Origin of the sequence: Gluconacetobacter entanii, from assembly GCF_003206495.1 — a bacterium.
Classification (GTDB): domain Bacteria; phylum Pseudomonadota; class Alphaproteobacteria; order Acetobacterales; family Acetobacteraceae; genus Novacetimonas; species Novacetimonas entanii.
Genome location: NZ_NKUF01000001.1, coordinates 65020 through 82968 on the forward strand (window position 1 = coordinate 65020; position 17949 = coordinate 82968).

Genomic DNA, 17949 nt, shown 5'->3' on the forward strand with positions numbered 1-17949 from the left:
TGCGGCGCAGGCGGGAGGGTTATCCGAAGATCATGACGGGTCAAGGGGAAGCGCTGGAGATCACGCCAGATCTGATGATCCGTGCCTATGCCATCGGGCTGTTTCCCATGGCGCCCGATGCCGGCTCTGCGGAACTGGAATGGTATGACCCGCCGATGCGTGGCGTCCTGCCGCTGGATGCGTTCCATATCCCGCGCAGGCTGTACCGCACGGTCATGTCGGATCGGTTCGAGGTCGTGTCCGACCGCGATTTCCGCGCCACCATCGTGGCCTGCGCGCAGCCCGCGCCAGGGCGGGAGCAGACATGGATCAACGCACAGATCATCGACCTGTTCTGCGCGCTGCATGACATGGGATACGCCCACAGCGTGGAGACGTGGCGCGACGGGCGGATGGTAGGCGGCCTGTATGGTGTCTCCATCGGTGGCGCGTTCTTTGGCGAAAGCATGTTCAGCCGCGAACGCGACGCGTCGAAGGTCGCGCTGGTGCATCTGGTGGCGCGCCTGCGGGTGGGGGGATACGGCCTGCTCGATACGCAGTTCGGCACCGCGCACCTTGCGACGTTCGGCGGGGTGGAGATTCCCGCCACGGATTACAAGCGCAGGCTGCGCCATGCCCTTGCGCTGCCGGCGGCATGGCCCGGTGATGGCCGTGGCCCTGAAATCGTGGCAGCCATGCGCGCAATCCGTGGCGGAGGTTGACACGGCCCGCCCTGCGGGTTTGGGTCAGCGCGACATCACGATGGGGAAAGCCATGACGGAACCGGTCTTTATGCATGATGACACGTCCCCCGCCCCGCGCGCGGGGGCGGCCCGGCGGGTGCTGCTGTCGGCGCTGCTGGCATCAGGCATGGGCTGCGGCGCGGCGGTGGCGCAGGATGCCCCGGTCGTGGGTGAACATCCCCCCCTGACGCCCACGCGCGACGTGCAGGTCGATTACGACGTGCAGCCTGATGGCGTGCCCGAACCAAAGCGGGTGCGGACATGGTTTGCCGAAAATGGTGGCCTGATGCGAATCGACAGCCCCCAGGGCATGGGGGAGACGATCCTCAACCGCATGACCCGCCAGGTCACAATCATCATCAACACGCAGAAGATCTACAGCCAGCTTGATGCCCGTTATGGCATCAGCAACCCGTTCCTCCTGGACCTGTCGATGTCGTTTTCGCGCAAGGGCGCGTCCAGTGTCGCGGGGGTGGCCTGCACCGAATGGGACGTGCGCACCGACCAGGGCACGGCCGTCGCCTGTGTGACGGATGACGGCGTGATCCTGCGCGAGGTCGGGGTCGATGGCGATGGGCTGAAGGGCCGGATCGAGGCGGTGCATGTCACCTATGGCCCGATTGCCTCGGACATGTTCCAGCCCCCCGCCAATTACCGCCGCATCGACCCGCCACCACCGCCCGGCACCCCGAAAGGGGGGGAGAAGAAATGAACATGACACCAGTGAAAACCCGTTCGGGCGCCGCCTTCATGCGCGCCTGCCTCGCCAGTGCCGTGGCGGGTGTCCTTGCGGTCTCGGCAGGGGCTGTCGCGCGGGCGGCCGACGCCCCGGCACAGGACAGTGCGGCGCAAAGCCCCTTTGTCACGCCGCAGCATGATGTGGACGTGACCTATACGATCTATCCGCCCCATGCGACGCAGATGACCCTGACACAGCGCATGCGCTGGTCGGAGGCACGGATGATGCAGCGTATCGACCCCGGCAATACCGGCACCTACATGATTACGGATTACCGTGCGAAGACGCTGACGGTGATCGACCCGGACCGGCACATCAAGACCGTCGTGCCCGCGCCGGGTGCGGCGTCGGTCGATCCGTCACGCCGGGCGGAGGGGACGTGGCTGCGCACGGGCGGGGCCACGGTGGCGGGCCATCCCTGCACGCTGTGGCAGACCAGCGATACGGACCAGCGCCCCAGCGAGATCTGCTATACCGATGATGGCGTCATGCTGGAGGTCGTGCGCGACGGCAAGGTAATGGTCGAGGCGTCGAGCATTAGCACCACACCACAGGATTCGTCCACGTTCGACATCCCTTCGGGCCTGAAGGAAGTCAAGGCCGCCAATCCCTGAGGACCGCCTCCCCAAAGGTCCATCGTTTTCCAAAAAGCTTCGAAAGACGCCGCCCTTTCCGCACAAAGGGCGGCCCCCAAAAAACTTTCAGTCATTTGATCCGCGCCCCTGCACGCCGGCCCACGGGGTTTGTGGCGTGAAAGGGGCGGGCCCTGCCCGCAAATCGCCATGAGCACGGTGTTTCCTTGATCCCAAGGCCGTCCCCGACGGCATTCAAGGGAGTTTCAGGGCCATGCGTGGTTTCTTGCGGACATTGATGATCGTGCCGGTGGTCGGGGGCGTGCTGTTTGCCGCTCCCCACATGGCGCAGGCCCACAGGGGCCCGGGCGATGCGTTCGTGGGTGGGCTTGTCGGCGGGGTGGTTGGCGGAATGGTCGGGGGCGCGGTCATGGAGGCCTATGGCCCGCCGCCGCCACCTCCGCCGCCGCCCCGCCCGATGATGTATTACGGCCCGCCGCCCATGGCTTACGGACCGCCGCCTCCGCCCCCACCGCAGGCCGGTTATGGTGGCTATGGCGGGGGATATTACGGGCCGCCGCCCTACTGAACCTGCATGGGGCGGGTGCGGCCCGGCCGTCCTCAGCCCCCGGCGTGCAGGGCGTTGACGGCCTTCATCACGGCGGCGACATGGCCCGTTACCTTGACCTTGCGCCATGCCTGCACCAGGCGGCCCTGCGCATCGACGAGGAAGGTGGCGCGCTCGATCCCCATATAGGTCCGGCCGTACATGGATTTTTCCACCCACACGCCATAGGCCTGCGTGACTTCGCCCGTCGCGTCGGAGGCCAGCGGGAAGGACAGGCCCTGCGCATCCGCGAATTTCTCGATTGCGGGCATGTCGTCGCGTGACACGCCGATCACGGTGACGCCTTCCTTGCCCAGCGCGTCAAGCGCCTCCTGAAAGCCGCATGCTTCCTTGGTACAGCCCGAGGTATTCGCCTTGGGATAGAAATACAGGACGAACGGCTTTCCACGCAGCGCCGACAGGCTGACGCGGCGGCCACGGCTTGCGGCCATGTCGAAATCGGGTACCGGCGCGCCGGGTTCGGGAAAGACAGGGGGTGAAGTCTCATTCATCACGAAATGCCTTTGAAATTCATCCTGGGGAAAATCATCGTGTGGCGGATGGGCGGGACCCATCCGTCATGCCTCCGTGTTTGTGTGGGGCTTTGCGCCGTTGCGCAACGGTTTCCTTCATGCCCCGTCCCCCATGCCGTCAATGGCGGGCAGGGGGGCGATCAGGCGGCAGAAGGCGTCGCGCACATGGCGCGCCATGTCGTCCATGCGCGCAAGCATGTCCGCCCCGTCACGGGCGTCGAGTTCGCGCATCATGATCTCCTGCGCCGCAGGGGGCAGGTGGTCGGGGATTTCCGTGCCCATCAGGATGCGCAGCATGCCCTGCGCCGAACGCCAGAACAGGTCCGCGCGCCGCAGCATCCGCGCGTCCGCGGCCGACAGCATCCCCGCGCGCGCCAGTCGCGTGAAGGCCACCCGCGTGCAGGGCGAGCGCGCGGCGGGACGGGCGGCAAGCAGTTGCAGTCCCTGCGCGATGAATTCCACCTCCATCAGGCCACCGGCCCGGCGCTTGATGTCCCATGGCCCCTGTGGCGGCAGGTCGCGCATCAGGCGCGCGCGCATCGCCCTGACATCCTCGCGCAGTGCCTCTGGCGTCATGGCGCGTCCGGTGCCGGGTTCCCCGTCAAGCGCCGCGTCAATCGCCGCGCGCAGGTGGCGGGCCAGTTCGGGCGGCCCTGCGACGATGCGCGCGCGCGTCAGGGCCATGCGCTCCCACGTCCAGGCGGATTCCGCGTGATACCGCCGGAAGGAGGACAGCGAGACCGCGACCGGTCCCTTCGATCCCGACGGGCGCAGGCGCATGTCGGCCTCATACAGCGGGCCTTCGGCCCCCGGCGCGGTCAGGGTGGCGATGAAGGCATGCGCCAGCCGCACGAAATAGGTGCCCGCCCCCAGCGGGCGCGCAGCAGGCATTCCCGCGCGGCGTGTATGTGGCACCACGCTTTCCATGACATCGTCGGGGTGGTCGAACACCAGCATGAGGTCAAGGTCGGAGCCGGGCATCATCTCCCGCGATCCGGCCTTGCCCATCGCCACCACCGCCATCGCCCCGCCCGGCACATGGCCGTGGCGCGCGCGGTGTTCCGTCGTGACGGTGCGCAGAAGCCCGCGCATGACCGCATCGGCCATCGCGGTGCGCACGCGCGCGGTCCGGTCCTCGGTCATGCGATGTTCGAGCCGCGCGACGGAGAGGCGGAATTCCTCCCCGCAGACAAGGCCGCGCAGCACCGGCAGCAGGCGTTCCGGCCCCGCCGCCTGGGCCACGGCCTGCGCCACGTGCTGGCGCACCAGCGCCACGGCGGCGCGGGCCGTGTCATCCGTGCCCTCGATCATGCTGGCGTCGAGCAGGCCGTCAAGCGCGGAGGGCGCCTGGGCCAGATGGTTGGCCAGGAACGCGGACCCGTCGAGCACGGTCATGATCCGGTGCACCAGCGCGGGATTGCGTTCCAGCAGCGACAGGAACTGCACCCCCGCCCATTGCCGTTCCAGCAGCGAGTCAAAGCGGCGCAGCACCGTCAGCGGATCGCGCCGCGCCCCGATTTCGCGCAATATCCCCGGCAGCAGGCGGCGCAGCAGCATCCGCGCGCGGTCCGATCGCAGGGCGCGCAGGCGGTTGGTGTCCCAGCGTTGCAGGATGCTGCGCGCATCATCGAGGGTCGCGGGCGAAAAGCCCGCCTGCTCCAGCCGTTCGCCCAGTTCCGCATCCTCTGGCGCGATGGTCTCGTCCGGGCTGCCGGGTTCGGAGAACTGCTGTTCAAAGATGCGGCGCGAAGCCTGCATGACAGGCAGCATGGCGCGGGCAAGGGCGGGGCCGTCCGCCTCGTTCATGAAAATGGCGAACAGCGCGAATCTGTCGGCGGTTTCAGGCAGCCTGTGGGTCTGGTGGTCGGCACGCATCTGCAGGCGGTGTTCGACCTGCCGCATCATGTGGTAGTTGCGATACAGGATTGTGTATTGCGCATGCGAAATCAGGTCCGCCTGCGTCAGGCGCCGCAGCGCGCCCAGCGTCGTGGGATCGCGCAGGTCGGGCCTGCGTCCGCCCCAGACCAGTTGCAGCGCCTGCGCCACAAACTCCACCTCCCGGATGCCGCCCTGGCCAAGCTTTACATCATGGCCGAGCAGCCAGTCACGCATGGCCGGGGCGCAACCGGGGCCGTCGGCCGGCACGTCGTCAAGCCCGCCACGCCCGGCATTCCTGTGCCTGTCGATGCGTGCTTTCATGTCATGTATGTCGTCAATCACCGCGAAATCGAGATGACGCCGCCAGACAAAGGGGTGGATTGCGGCAAGGAAACGCTGCCCCGCGGCGATGTCGCCCGCGACGGGGCGCGCCTTGATCATGGCGGCGCGTTCCCATGTGCGGCCCATGCTTTCATAATAGGTGATGGCCGTGGGAAACGAGACGGCCAGCGGCGTGGCCGACGGGTCGGGGCGCAGGCGCAGGTCGGTACGGAAAACGTAACCATCTGCATCGCGCGCTTCCATCAGGCCGACAAGGTCGCTAGTCATGCGGACGAAGATACGCCGCAGGTCCTCGTGTTCGGGGTGGCAGGCCGGGTCGTAAAGGACGATCAGGTCGATATCGGAGGAGTAGTTCAGTTCCCGCGCGCCCAATTTCCCCATGGCCAGGACAACGAAGCCACTGCCGCGCGCAGGCTCGTCCGGGTCAGGCAGAACCAGACGGCCCGCATCATGGGCCGTGCGCAGCAGATGTCTGACCGCGACCTGCAGGGTCGTTTCGGCCAGGTGGATGAGCGCATGCGTCACCTGCTGCAGCGACCATGCCCCCCCGATATCCGCAAGTGCGATCGTCATGGCGGCATGACGCTTGGCCGTGCGCAGGGCATGGGCAATCGCGTGGCGGGACTGTCGTGGCGATTCGGCGCGTACATCGGACAGGGTGGTGCGCATGACGCTGTCCGGCCCCTCGCGCAGCAGGCGTGCGAAGAGGTCGGTATCGCGGCGCGCAAGGTCCGACAGGTAGGGACTGTTGCCCCCCATCGCGGCCACCATCGCGGCGACGGGCGGCATGGCCAGCCACGCCGCATCCAGCCCGTGTTCACCAAACGCGCGCTCCATGTCCTCGTGCAGCAGCGCCGCGCCGCGCGCATCGGCCGGCGCGGGCCATGTACAGGCGCGCCATCCGCGATGGAGGTCGGGGGCAGCAGGGGGGTGGGACATCCGGGACAACCTGGGCAGCAATGGCGATGTGATGGCGCACGATCGCGCCGGGGCGCAGCGTGGACGCCATGAAGCACGACGGTCAAGACACCCCCCCGCTGTCGGCCACGCCCCCCGATGGGCCGGACGGGGCGGCGGATGATGCGCCGGGTGGTCGGCTGCGGCTGATCGGGCTGCGTGTGCTGCGCGTGCTGGTCTGGACGATGCTTGCGTGCATCGTGGTGCCTGCGGTGCTGCTGCTGGTGCTGACGCTGCGCCTGTCGGCGGGGCCGATCGACGTGACGCCGGTGGTGCGGATGATGACGCCGCTGTCGGTCCTGCACGGGCCGGGGACGGACCGGCGGCAGGGACGCCTGACGGTGCAGCATGTGCGCATCGGCTGGAACGCGCTGCATGCGGGCATACGCACCCCGCTGGATGTCTGGGCGGATGACGTGGCGATCATGAGCGCCAATGGCACCATCGCCAACAGCATCCATCACGGGCATGTCGTGCTTGACACGCCTGCGCTGGTGCATGGGGACGTGGTGCTGGAACGGCTGTCGGTCAGTGACGTCCACCTGGCGCTGGCGCGCAACAGGTCGGGGGATATCGGGCTTGACCTTGGTCCCGGCACGCCGGAGGACAGCACCCATTCCCATGGCGGTTCGGTGAACCTGTCGCTGCTGCGGCGGATCATCGTTTCCGACGCGCAGGTGAAATTCAGCGACCAGATATCAGGGCGCACATGGCAGACACGCGATGCCTCCGCCAACCTGCATGTCCTGTCCTATCAGGGCCAGATCGGGGCCAGCGGGTCGGTCGGCTTCATGCTGGAGGGCAATGGCAAGCACCTTGTCCTGCGCGGCGAAGGACAGGAATCAGTACCGGGAAACATTAGCTGGACCGTGAAACTCGATCCCGTCAGTCCCTCCGCCTTCGCCCCGGGACAGAAGGAGGTCGCGCCGCTCGACCTGCCGGTGGGCGGGACGCTGCAGGTGTCGCTTGCGGCCGGGGGGGCCGGGCAGTTCATGGCCCCGCGTACGCTGGGGGCCTATCTGAAGGTCGGCAACGGCACGGTGGTCACGCGCCGCAACGGCACGCTGCTGGTCGGTGACGGGCAGGCCCACCTTGTCGCCTCCTTCGACCCCGGCCCGGCCGATGCGCCGTTCGATGGCCCCATCCACGCAACGCTGGAGAAAATGGTCGTGCACCTGCGTGCGCCGGGCCATCCGGCGGATGACGGCAGCGGGCCGACGCTGACGGCCACCGGCAGCCTGCATGCGTCCTCCGTGCTGCATCCGCGTGATATCGGCATCGGCGTCTCGGCCGAGGCGCTGGCCCTTGATTTCGCGACACTGGGCGATTTCTGGCCGCCCGGCGCGATGAAGGGCGCGCGGCGCTGGGTGACGACGAACATCACCAAGGGCCATGTCAGCGAACTGCAGGCGCGTATCGGGATGGTCAGCCATGATGGCTGGAACGGGCTGGACCTGACATCGCTTGCCGGTGACATCCGTGCGGAGGGGATGGAGCTTTACTGGCTGCGCCCGATCCCGCCCCTGCATGACATGGACGCCCACCTGACGTTCGAGGGCCCGGACGAGATTGCGATCAGCTTCGGCCATGCCTACCAACTGGTGGACCGCACCGACCGCCACGTCAACGCGACCGGCATCGGCCGGATCGAGGTCGGGCCGGGCTCCATGCTGATCACCGGCCTGATGAAGAAGATCCAGATGGGGGACATCAACACCACCCTGCAGGGCAATGCGCGCGATATCCTTGCCCTGCTGGCGGAGCCACGGCTGAACGTGCTGTCGCGTCACCCGATGAGCTTCACGTCACCGTCGGGCAAGGCCAACGTGTCGCTGCATATCGCGCTGCCGCTCGATGCGCATGTCAAGCTGGCGCAGATCGACCTGCGCACCCATACCGACCTTGCGCAGGTGCATCTTGGCAATGTGGTGATGGGCCGTCCGCTTGATGGCGGGCGCTTCGGGATCGACGCCTCCATCGACGGGCTGATGCTCAAGGGGACGGGGAACCTGTCGGGCATCCCTTCCTCCATCCTCTATACGATGGATTTCCGTTCCGTCCCGTCGGACCGCGCGGTCGAAAGTGCGAGCGTGCAGGGATACCTGACGCCGTCCGGCCTGCGCCGCGCGGGACTGGACATGGTGGATCATTTCGGCGGCAGCGCGGCGCTGGATGTGGATTATGACCGCTATCCCGGGGGCAAGGCGCAGGTGGACATCGACCTCGACCTCAAGCGTTCGGCCCTGACCATCCCGATCTGGAGCAAGCAGGTGGGCGAGGACGCCAATGCGTCCGTCGTCATCAACCTCGACCACGGGCATGTCGCCTCCATCGAGGACATCCGCGCGGCGGGGCCGGAACTGCTGATCGACGGGCATGCCGAAACGGCGGAGGGGATGGGCAGGCGCCTGATCCTGCACGGGTTCCGCGTGGGGCGGTCGAACGGCAACGCCATCATCACCATCCCGGCGGGGGAGAAGGAACCGTATGGCGTGTCGGTCGCGGCGCGCGTGCTCGACCTGTCGCCGCTGCTGACCTACCAGCGCCAGAACGAGAAGGCGGCCGATGGCGCCGCCGCCGCAGCGCAGGCCAAGGGATATCACATGCCCGAGGCCGCCACCGGCCGGGTGAAGAGCGCACCGGGGCATAGCTGGAACATCAATGTCGATGCGCGCACCGTTTTCTATACCAAGATGCAGTCGATCCAGGGCGTGCGCAGCCATCTGGAGGATGACGGCGTACGCCTGACGCGTGGTTCGTTCTCCATGACCGGGCCGACCTCCGCCTCCGCCACGCTGACGCCGCGCGGGCAGAGCAGGGTGCTGTCGATGCATATCGCGGACCTTGGCGTGCTGCTCAAGGACATGAAGCTTGGGGACCGTATGGAGGGGGGGCAGGTCGATCTGGAAGGGTCGTTCGATGACCAGGACGCCAGCGCGCCCTTCTCCGGCGAACTCACCACCGGGCCGTTTGTCCTGCGGCAGGTGCCCGCCGTGGTGCGGATGGTCAACAATGCCTCCATCTATGGCTGGCTGAAGGCCCCGCATGCGCCTGAATTCGAGGTCGAGCATGTCACGATGCCCCTGACGTTCCGCGACGGGGTGGTCAACATCACAGATGGCCTGGTCAGCAATGCCTCGCTCGGGGCGACGGTGGCGGGGCGCATCAACCTCGACAAGGCGACGCTGGACCTTGACGGGACGATCATCCCGGCCTTTGCCGTCAATGCTGCCCCCGGCCATCTGCCCGGCGTGCTGGGATGGCTGTTCAGCCCGGAAAAGAACGGCGGCGTGGTGTCGGCGACGTACCAGATCAACGGGTCGTTCGATAACCCGAGCGTGCATGTCAATCCGTATGCCCTGCTGCTGCCCGGTTTCCTGCGTGACCTGACCCACATGCACTGATCCCCGCAGGCAGCGGGGAACGGGCATGGGGAAATCATGCAGAAGTTTCTGGTGAAGCTTTTTTCATAAAGCTTCAAATAACGTCGCCTTTTTGAAAAAAGCGGCATGCGAAAACTTTTATTTTTTTATCAAAATGGTATTTCAGGAACAGTCTTTAAAACCTTGATCCACCGGTTTTATCGATCGGCCAGGTCCGTTCTGGCGGGTCATGTTTTCATATTGCCTGAAAGAAGTGTTCCCTTTCATGACGCGTCTTTTTCATCGTCGAAAAGCCCTGATGACCGCGGCCTCGCTGGCGGGACTGTCTGCCCTGCCGGGATGCGCGGGGGCGCGTTCGCGCCGCCATGACCTTGATGCCGATGTGCGCCACATCCCGGTCATCCGGGCGCGCAACGACCGGATCGACCGCATCACGGTTTGCCTGCGTCCCTTCCGCGCGGCGGGACCGCGACTGGAGGTCGAGCAGGTCGGGCGCAAGTCGGTCGTCCATAATTACGGCCACGGGGGCAGTGGCTGGTCGCTGTCGTGGGGGACGGCGAAACTGGCGGTGGAGCGTGCCGCCATCTCCTCCGGGCAGAAGGTCGGCGTGATCGGCTGCGGGGCGATCGGCCTGACAACGGCCATCGTCGCACAGCAGGCGGGCGCGCAGGTCACGATCTATGCGCAGCAGACGCCGCCCTTCGTGCGTTCGGCCCGTGCCTCGGGAATCTGGACGCCGTCCTCGCGCATTGTGAAGACCAGCGACCTGACACCAGAATTCGCCGCGCGGTGGGAACAGATGGCCCGCTATTCCTTCTCCTGCTACCAGAACCTGCAGGGCCTGCCGGGCAATCCGATCGAATGGGACACGTTCTATGGCCTGAAGTCGCGTGACGCCCGGCCGACGCCGCCCGATCCCATCGGCTTTGCCGAACTGGGCGATCGTCTCCGCGACATCGAACCGCAGGGCAACCGGGTTCCCGTCCATGACAACCGCCTGCCTTATTGCGAGGTGCTCAAGCAGCCGAACCTGATCTTCAACGTCACCACCTATGCCGACTACCTCATGCGGCAGTTTTTCGAGCGTGGCGGCAAAATCCGGACCATGACGCTGCATCATCCGTCGGAACTGACGGCCCTGCCGGATCCCGTCTTCATCAACTGCACCGGCTATGGTGCGCGGGCGTTGTGGAATGACGAGAGCATCATTCCGGTCCGCGGGCAGATCGCATGGCTGATCCCGCAGCCAGAGGCGCTGTTCAGCATGGAATATGAAAATGTCTATGTCGTCTCCCGCCGTGACGGCATCGTCGTGCAGTGGCAGGGCGAGGACATGGGACACGGATATAATCGGACCGATGAAATGCCCAATGTGGATGAGGCGCGCAGGGGCGTTTCCATCATCAACGGTCTGTACAAAAGCATGGGCTATAACGTCTGAATCCGGACCCATCCGGTTTTGACAGGATAAAGTAATAAAAGTTTTTGGGTGCCGCCTTTTTTCAAAAAGGCGGCGTTCTTTCGAAGCTTTTTGGAAAAAGCTTCACCCAAAACTTTTACTCATGCCTCCGGCGTGATGCGGTCGCGTGACGGCAGCAGGAACAGCACCGTCAACAGCGAGCAGGCGATGCAGCCCGTGACATACCAGTAGAACCAGTCCTCGTGCCCGGCCTGCTTGAACCACAGGGCCACATATTCCGCCGTGCCGCCAAAGATCGACACCGTCAGCGCATAGGGCAGCGCCACGCCCAGCGCACGGATGCGCGCGGGGAACAGTTCCGCCTTCACCACCGCATTGATCGAGGTATAGCCCGAAATGCACAGCAGCGCCGTCACCAGCAGCCCCAGCGCCACGGCCGGGGAGGACGCATGCGCCATTGCATGCATCAGCGGGACGGTGACGATGCAGCCAATGATACCGAAAGACAGCAGCAGCGGCCGCCGCCCGACACGATCTGACAGAGCGCCAAAGATCGGCTGCGCCAGCGCGAAGACCGCAAGGGCGGTGGTGGAGATGACGGTCGAGGCTTCCTTGCTCAGTCCCGTCGTGTTGACGAGGTATTTCTGCATGTAGATGGTGAAGGTATAGAACGCGACCGTCCCGCCAAGCGTCAGGCCACAGACCGCCACGACCTCCCGCGGGTGATGCAGCAGCACGCGCAGGCCCCCCTTGGCCGCCGGGTCGCGGGTTGCGTGGCTGAACTGCTCGCTCTCGACCATGCCGCGCCGGAACCACAGCACCGACAGCGCCAGCAGCGCGCCGATGCCGAACGGGATGCGCCATCCCCATGCCCCGATCTGCTGCGGGGTCAGGACCGCAAACTGCAGCACCAGAAGCACGACGAGGGCCAGCAACTGCCCCGCCACCAGCGTCACATACTGGAAACTGGCGTAAAACCCGCGCTGCGCAGGAGGGGCGATTTCCGAAAGGTACGTGGCGCTGGCCCCGTATTCACCGCCAAGGCTCAGCCCCTGTACCAGCCGTGCGAACAGCAGGATGGCGGGGGCGAAGACGCCGATGCTGTCATAACCGGGGCACAGCGCGATCGTCAGCGACCCGACGCACATCGCCAGCACCGAGAGGCTGAGCGCGAAGCGGCGCCCGTGGCGGTCGGCCACCAGCCCCATGATCCATCCCCCGATCGGGCGCATCAGGAACCCGATGGCAAAGATCGCCGCACTGCGCAGCAGTTCCGCCGTCTGGTTGCCGTGGGGAAAGAACGCATGGGCGAAATACAGCGAAAACGCCGCATAGACGTACCAGTCGTAATATTCGATCAGGTTGCCCGAGGAGCCGGCGATGATGCTGTGTATCCGCTGGCGGGTGGTCAGCGGGACATGGGGCAGGGGGGTGATTTCCATGTAGGTCCGAACTGCTTTTGTGCGTCTGGGAGAGGGGAAAATGGGATCAGGCGTTATGCGCGCCGGAGGTCAGGACCGGGCGGTCGGCCTCGTCCTCGGGGATGCTCCCGCTCAGCGCGGCATGCAGGCGCTGCGTGTCCAGTTCGTTTTCCCACCGCGCCAGCACGATGGTGGCCACCGCATTGCCGATGATGTTCGTCAGGGACCGGCATTCCGACATGAACCGGTCGATCCCCAGGATCAGCGCCATGCCGCTGACGGGCACGTCGGGCACCACCGCAAGGGTCGCGGCCAGTGTCACGAACCCCGCCCCGGTCACGCCCGCGGCCCCTTTGGAACTGACCATCGCCACAAGCAGGAGGGAGACCTGCTGCCCCAGTCCCAGATGCACGCCGGTCGCCTGCGCGATGAACAGGGCGGAGAGCGACATGTAGATGTTGGTGCCATCAAGGTTGAAGGAATAGCCCATCGGCACCACCAGGCCGACGACGGACGGGGCGCAGCCGGCATTCTCCATCTTGGTCATCAGCGTCGGCAGCGCGGATTCCGACGAACTCGTGCCCAGCACGATCAGCAGTTCCTCACGCAGGTAGGCCAGCAGCGGCAGGATGCGAAACCCGTTATATCGCGCCACCAGTCCCAGCACGACCACGATGAACAGCGCCGAGGTGGCATAGAACGTGACCACGAGGAAGGCGAGGTTGAGCACCGATCCGATGCCAAAGCGCCCGATGGTGAACGCCATCGCCCCGAACGCCCCGATCGGGGCCGCCAGCATCACCAGTCGCACGACGCCGAAGACGAGTTCGGTCAACTGCCTGAACAGCGACAGGATCGCATGCCCGCGCGCGCCCATGTGCGACAGGCTGATGCTGAACAGGATCGCGATCAGCAGCACCTGCAGGATATCGCCCGAGACAAAGGCGCTGAGCACGGTATCGGGGATGATGTTCAGCACGAACCCGCTGAAGGAATGGTCCTGCGCGCGCGCCACGAACGCGGCGACGGCATGCGTATCCATGCTCGACAGGTCGGCATGCACGCCAGCACCGGGACGCACAACGTTCGCGACCAGCATCCCCACCACCAGCGCAAGGGTGGAGAAGGTCAGGAAATAGACCATCGCCTTGCCCGCAAGGCGCCCCGCCTTGCCAAGGTCCGACAGGCCCGCCACCCCGGTCACCACCGTCAGGAAGATGACCGGCGGGATGATCATCTTGACCAGCCGGATGAACCCGTCGCCAAGCGGCTTGAGCGCGGTTCCCGCATGGGGCCAGAAATGGCCGACCGCAATCCCGGCGACAACCGCGACGATGACCTGGAAATACAGGCTCCGGAACGGGGAGCGCCGCTGGGGCGCGGGTGGCGGGGACACGTGGATCATGGGGTTGGAGCCTTGGTGAGGAAACAGGTCCGGCCATGCCGGGAAATGGGCCGGGGAAATGGGTAAGGGATGCAGCCTATCGTGCCCGTGGCACATCGGGGATTGAAAAACTGGTGACCGGCCGGGGCGCGAGGTCACGCCCGGCATAGCATGAAGATCAGATATTCCAAAAATGTATGGTCGGCCTGTCATAACTGCATTACAGGCTGCGGACATGGTTTGTTCTTTTGAACGGGCATAACGGCCCTGGGGGGATACCTGATTTGTTCGATACGCTGACCACGATCGCGATATGGGGGGGCGCGCTGGGATCGGGGCTTGCGTGCCTGCTGCTGCTGGCGCTTCTGGCGCAACTGCGCCAGCGCGAGGGCGGGCAGGGGGAGGAAGACCTGCTGGCGCGGCTGTATGTGATGATGGAGCGTGAAGGCAGCGCCCGCATGGCCGATGCCGAAAACCAGCGTGCGCGGCTTGCGGAAATCGAACGCGTCCTGACCTCCCGGATCGAGCAGCGCCATCAGGACACGTCACAGGGCCTGGGCCGCATCGCCAATATCGTCAGCCGCGAGATGGGGGAGATGCGCCTGAACCAGTCCGAGGCCCTGCGCACCATGGCCACCGACAGCGCCAGCCAGCTTGAGGCCATCCGCCTTGCGGTCAATGAACGCCTGCACGAGGCGGTGGAGCGGCAGATGCAGACCTCGTTCCAGCGCGTGCTCGAACAGCTTTCCGCCATGCAGAAGGCCATGGGCGAGGTCTCGGCCATGACCGCGCAGGTAGGCGACCTCAAGCGGCTGTTTTCCAACGTCAAGACGCGCGGTGGCTGGGGGGAGGCGCAGTTGCGCGCCATCCTTGACGACGTGCTGCCCGAAGGCGCGTACGAGATGAACTGCCGCCTGAGCGACAAGAGCCGCGACGTGGTCGAATTCGCGGTGCGCATGCCGGTCAAGGCATCCGTGCCGCCCGTGCTGGCGATTGATTCGAAATTCCCGACCGAGGCGTACGAACGCCTGCTGCAGGCGGTGGAGGACGTCAATCCCGACGCCGAACGCGCCGCCCGCCGCGCGCTGGAGACCACCGTGCGCATTGAGGCGCGCAAGATCGCCGCCAAATACATACAGCCCCCCGTCACGGTGGAATTCGCCGTCCTCTACCTGCCGACCGACGGGCTGTATGCGGAAGTCGCGCGCATTCCCGGCCTGATTGACGAAATCGGCCGCACCAGTCGCGTCATCATCATGGGGCCGGGCCTGATGCCCGCGATGCTGCGCACGATCCACCTCGGCTATGTCACGCTGGCGCTGGAGAAGCGGACAGATGACATCGCCCGCCTGCTCGGCGCGACGCGCCAGGAAATGCTGCGGATGGACGGCGTGCTTGAAAAACTGGCGCGCAACGCATCGGCCATGACCAGTTCGATTGACGAGGCCCGGCGTCGTACCGGCATCGTGACACGGCAGCTTCGCGACCTTGACACCGCCTCGTTCGTTGGGGACATGACGGACGATCCCGCGCACCACGAGGCCCCGCCCGTGGCCGCTCCCTTCGAGTGAAAGGGATTTTAATAGGCGCACGCCGTCCTCCTCGCCCATAGTCGGAGCTGTCATGATAGGTCCAAACACCCCTGATCGCGTTGAAAACATGCCGTCTCCGGCCATGGCCGCCGGGCCGAGCGTGCTGCTGGTCGAAGATGACGTGAAGATCGCGCAGGAAGTGGTGGAGGAACTCGAAAGCCGCTGCTTCCGGGTCCGGCACGAGGTTTCGGGCTCGCAGGGGCTGGAGGTCGGGCTCTCGCATGAGTTCGACGTGATGATCGTCGATCGCATGCTGCCCGAACTCGACGGCCTCAGCCTGATCGAGACGCTGCGCGAACGCCGGGTGCGCGCGCCGGTACTGGTCCTGTCCGCGCTGTCGGCGGTCGATGACCGTGTCAGCGGGCTGAAGGCCGGGGGCGACGACTACCTGACCAAGCCGTTCGCGATGGAGGAACTTGCCGCACGGCTCGAGGCGCTGCTGCGCCGTCCCAACAACTCGCGCGAGACGATGCTCCATGCCGGGCCTCTGACGATGGACCTGATCGAGCGCACCGTGACGCGCGACGGGGAGCCGATCGAGCTGCTGCCGCGTGAATTCCGGCTGCTGGAATACCTGATGCGTCGGCCCGACCAGGTGCTGACGCGCAACATGCTGCTGGAGGATGTGTGGAATTACCGCTTCATCCCGCAGACGAACCTTGTTGACGTGCATATCGGCAAGCTGCGGCGCAAGGTGGATGAAGCGGGCGCTCCCTCCCTGATCCAGAGCATACGCGGCGCCGGGTTCATGCTTCGTGTTTCTAAATGAACTGTTCCGGACCGCGACATTCCGCCTGACGCTGGCGGTTGTCGCGGCCATGATCGGGTCGGCCGCGTTCCAGTTCTTCCTCGGCTACAGCCAGGCCACGGTGTTCGAGGCACGGCGTTCGGACACGCTGCTGTACCGCGAGGCCGCCCTGCTGCAGACCGAAAGCGCGGAGGACCTGGAGCGCAAGGTCCGCGACCGTGCGACCGATGACCTGCGTGTCATCATGAATGTCACGACGCTGTTCAGCGGGGACCACCGGTATATCGTGGGCGACCTGCATGACTGGCCCGACGGGCTTGTGGCGGACGGGCATGTCCATGAAATCAACATCCAGCCCCCCGCCAGCGCCCTGCAGGCCAGTGGCGCATCCAGCAGCGGCACGCCTGCTGCGGACCATTCGCCCGGCGTGCTGCGCATGCTCGCGGTGAACGTGCGCGGCGGGCGTGTCCTCGTGCTGGGGCGAAGCTGGCACATGCGCAGCGAACTGCGCCTGATGATGCGCCATTCCCTGCTGGTCTCCATCGTGCCGACGGTGCTGTTCGCGCTGATGACCGGCATCGTGCTCAGCCACCGCGCCCTTGCCCGCGTCAAGGACATGCATGAGGCGATCGACCGCATCATGGAAGGCGACCTGCACGAACGCCTGCCCGCCGGCCGGCAGCGCGACGACCTGCAGCGCCTTGCGGGCAGCGTGAACAGGATGCTCGACCGCCTCGAACGCCTGATGGACGAGATCCGTGACGTCGGCAACGACATCGCCCATGACCTGCGCACGCCGCTGACACGGGTGCGCGCGCGCCTCGACCGGGCGCGCTCGGCCGGACATTCGGCGGAGGCGCTGCGCAATGTCATCGCACGCGCCATCGACGACCTTGACCAGTCCTTTGCCGTCATCACCGCGCTGTTGCGCATTGGCGAGATCGAGAATGGCCGCCGCCGGGTGGGGTTCGGGATGGTGGATCTCGACAGCCTTGCCGACGACATCATCGACCTGTACGAACCCATCGCCGAAAGCCGGGGGATCATGCTGGCGCATGTGCGCGGGCAGGGGGTGGGCGAGGTCCTTGGCGATCGCGACCTTCTGATCGAGGTGCTGGCCAACCTTGTGGACAACGCCATGAAGTTCACGCCGGAGGGCGGGCATGTCACGATCCGCACCGGCGGGGACGCGCAGGGCGTGACGCTGGAGGTCGAGGATACGGGAATCGGCATCCCGCCGGAGGAACGCCGCGCGGTGACCGGACGTTTCTACCGGTCCGACAAGAGCAGGCACGTCCCCGGAAGCGGACTTGGGCTGAGCCTGGTATGGGCGATCGTGCAGCTTCATAACGCCAGCCTGCGCATTGGTGCCGCGCGGTGCGACGCCAGCCTGCCGGGTGCGGTTTTCACCATATGTTTCGCCCCCGTGGCGCATGCGCCCCCCCCGCCCGAGGAGGTGGCGTGACGACATTAAACAGAATTTTCATTTGTCTGGGGCGTTCCCCATTTTAACACGAAATGAGGGACGGAGAGATTATGACGATGCATGAGCAAGCCTTGCCGGGCGCACGCAATGGGGAAAACCCATTCCTGCCCGCAATGGAAAACGCCACCGGCGACCGGACTCCAGCGCCGGAGGTAGCAACCCGCG

13 protein-coding genes are annotated in these 17949 nt (G+C 65.8%); 9 read left to right on the forward strand and 4 right to left on the reverse strand.

Translation table 11 applies throughout. The features are described 5' to 3' along the window. Positions 1 to 32 precede the first annotated feature (32 nt). The 4 genes from aat to CFR72_RS00340 all read left to right on the forward strand — a co-directional run bounded on the left by aat (position 33) and on the right by CFR72_RS00340 (position 2622). Positions 33 to 701: a leucyl/phenylalanyl-tRNA--protein transferase gene (aat, locus tag CFR72_RS00325; protein WP_110912212.1), complete on the forward strand. Its 669-nt coding sequence runs from the start codon at positions 33 to 35 to the stop codon at positions 699 to 701. A 70-nt stretch (positions 702 to 771) separates the two neighbouring features. Next, on the forward strand, positions 772 to 1434 hold the full coding sequence (locus CFR72_RS00330) for a hypothetical protein (RefSeq protein ID WP_110912213.1): 663 nt from the start codon (positions 772 to 774) through the stop codon (positions 1432 to 1434). Next, complete coding sequence (locus CFR72_RS00335) at positions 1431 to 2075, forward strand: hypothetical protein (protein ID WP_233042941.1); 645 nt, start codon at positions 1431 to 1433, stop codon at positions 2073 to 2075. Before CFR72_RS00330 ends, CFR72_RS00335 begins: the two co-directional genes overlap by 4 nt. A gap of 232 nt (positions 2076 to 2307) precedes the next feature. Continuing rightward, positions 2308 to 2622, forward strand: a complete 315-nt coding sequence (locus CFR72_RS00340) for a hypothetical protein (protein WP_110912100.1) — start codon at positions 2308 to 2310, stop codon at positions 2620 to 2622. A 32-nt stretch (positions 2623 to 2654) separates the two neighbouring features. Here CFR72_RS00340 and CFR72_RS00345 read toward each other — a convergent pair whose 3' ends face one another. Both CFR72_RS00345 and CFR72_RS00350 read right to left on the reverse strand, forming a co-directional pair. Further along, the gene (locus CFR72_RS00345; protein WP_110912215.1) at positions 2655 to 3152 is read right to left on the reverse strand and encodes a peroxiredoxin; all 498 of its coding nucleotides are present in this window, start codon (positions 3150 to 3152) and stop codon (positions 2655 to 2657) included. A gap of 117 nt (positions 3153 to 3269) precedes the next feature. Further along, positions 3270 to 6332 carry a bifunctional [glutamine synthetase] adenylyltransferase/[glutamine synthetase]-adenylyl-L-tyrosine phosphorylase gene (locus tag CFR72_RS00350; RefSeq protein ID WP_110912101.1) on the reverse strand — a complete coding sequence of 1021 codons (3063 nt, stop codon included), beginning with the start codon at positions 6330 to 6332 and terminating at the stop codon, positions 3270 to 3272. 68 nt (positions 6333 to 6400) lie between these two features. Here CFR72_RS00350 and CFR72_RS00355 point away from each other — a divergent pair, with 68 nt between their 5' ends. Both CFR72_RS00355 and CFR72_RS00360 read left to right on the forward strand, forming a co-directional pair. Next, positions 6401 to 9754 (forward strand): AsmA-like C-terminal region-containing protein, encoded by a 3354-nt coding sequence (locus tag CFR72_RS00355; protein ID WP_110912102.1) that lies wholly within the window; start codon positions 6401 to 6403, stop codon positions 9752 to 9754. 244 nt (positions 9755 to 9998) lie between these two features. After that, entirely contained in the window at positions 9999 to 11174 is a 1176-nt protein-coding gene (locus CFR72_RS00360) for an FAD-dependent oxidoreductase (protein ID WP_110912103.1), read from the forward strand. A gap of 119 nt (positions 11175 to 11293) precedes the next feature. On the opposite strand, the gene CFR72_RS00365 is transcribed toward CFR72_RS00360, so the two are convergent. Together CFR72_RS00365 and CFR72_RS00370 are read right to left on the reverse strand one after the other, a co-directional pair. After that, complete coding sequence (locus tag CFR72_RS00365; RefSeq protein ID WP_110912104.1) at positions 11294 to 12595, reverse strand: MFS transporter; 1302 nt, start codon at positions 12593 to 12595, stop codon at positions 11294 to 11296. A 46-nt stretch (positions 12596 to 12641) separates the two neighbouring features. Then, positions 12642 to 13979, reverse strand: coding sequence for a dicarboxylate/amino acid:cation symporter (locus CFR72_RS00370; protein ID WP_110912105.1), 1338 nt, complete (start codon positions 13977 to 13979; stop codon positions 12642 to 12644). Between the two features lie 263 nt (positions 13980 to 14242). On the opposite strand from CFR72_RS00370, the gene CFR72_RS00375 reads away from it, so the two are divergent. From CFR72_RS00375 to CFR72_RS00385, 3 genes are all read left to right on the forward strand, one after another. Beyond that, positions 14243 to 15529, forward strand: coding sequence for a DNA recombination protein RmuC (locus CFR72_RS00375; RefSeq protein ID WP_110912106.1), 1287 nt, complete (start codon positions 14243 to 14245; stop codon positions 15527 to 15529). An 88-nt stretch (positions 15530 to 15617) separates the two neighbouring features. Further along, a complete protein-coding gene (locus CFR72_RS00380) occupies positions 15618 to 16319 on the forward strand; it encodes a response regulator transcription factor (protein ID WP_171791018.1) in 702 nt (233 codons plus the stop codon). Continuing rightward, complete coding sequence (locus CFR72_RS00385; protein ID WP_110912108.1) at positions 16306 to 17763, forward strand: sensor histidine kinase; 1458 nt, start codon at positions 16306 to 16308, stop codon at positions 17761 to 17763. Before CFR72_RS00380 ends, CFR72_RS00385 begins: the two co-directional genes overlap by 14 nt. The last annotated feature ends 186 nt before the right edge of the window (positions 17764 to 17949 follow it).

Excerpts from the sequence above, each read along its gene's own strand:
- aat (WP_110912212.1), top strand. The coding sequence starts at position 33 with ATGACGGGTCAAGGGGAAGCGCTGGAGATCACGCCAGATCTGATGATC.
- CFR72_RS00330 (WP_110912213.1), top strand. The coding sequence starts at position 772 with ATGCATGATGACACGTCCCCCGCCCCGCGCGCGGGGGCGGCCCGGCGG.
- CFR72_RS00335 (WP_233042941.1), top strand. The coding sequence starts at position 1,431 with ATGAACATGACACCAGTGAAAACCCGTTCGGGCGCCGCCTTCATGCGC.
- CFR72_RS00340 (WP_110912100.1), top strand. The coding sequence starts at position 2,308 with ATGCGTGGTTTCTTGCGGACATTGATGATCGTGCCGGTGGTCGGGGGC.
- CFR72_RS00345 (WP_110912215.1), bottom strand. The coding sequence starts at position 3,152 with ATGAATGAGACTTCACCCCCTGTCTTTCCCGAACCCGGCGCGCCGGTA.
- CFR72_RS00350 (WP_110912101.1), bottom strand. The coding sequence starts at position 6,332 with ATGTCCCACCCCCCTGCTGCCCCCGACCTCCATCGCGGATGGCGCGCC.
- CFR72_RS00355 (WP_110912102.1), top strand. The coding sequence starts at position 6,401 with ATGAAGCACGACGGTCAAGACACCCCCCCGCTGTCGGCCACGCCCCCC.
- CFR72_RS00360 (WP_110912103.1), top strand. The coding sequence starts at position 9,999 with ATGACGCGTCTTTTTCATCGTCGAAAAGCCCTGATGACCGCGGCCTCG.
- CFR72_RS00365 (WP_110912104.1), bottom strand. The coding sequence starts at position 12,595 with ATGGAAATCACCCCCCTGCCCCATGTCCCGCTGACCACCCGCCAGCGG.
- CFR72_RS00370 (WP_110912105.1), bottom strand. The coding sequence starts at position 13,979 with ATGATCCACGTGTCCCCGCCACCCGCGCCCCAGCGGCGCTCCCCGTTC.
- CFR72_RS00380 (WP_171791018.1), top strand. The coding sequence starts at position 15,618 with ATGCCGTCTCCGGCCATGGCCGCCGGGCCGAGCGTGCTGCTGGTCGAA.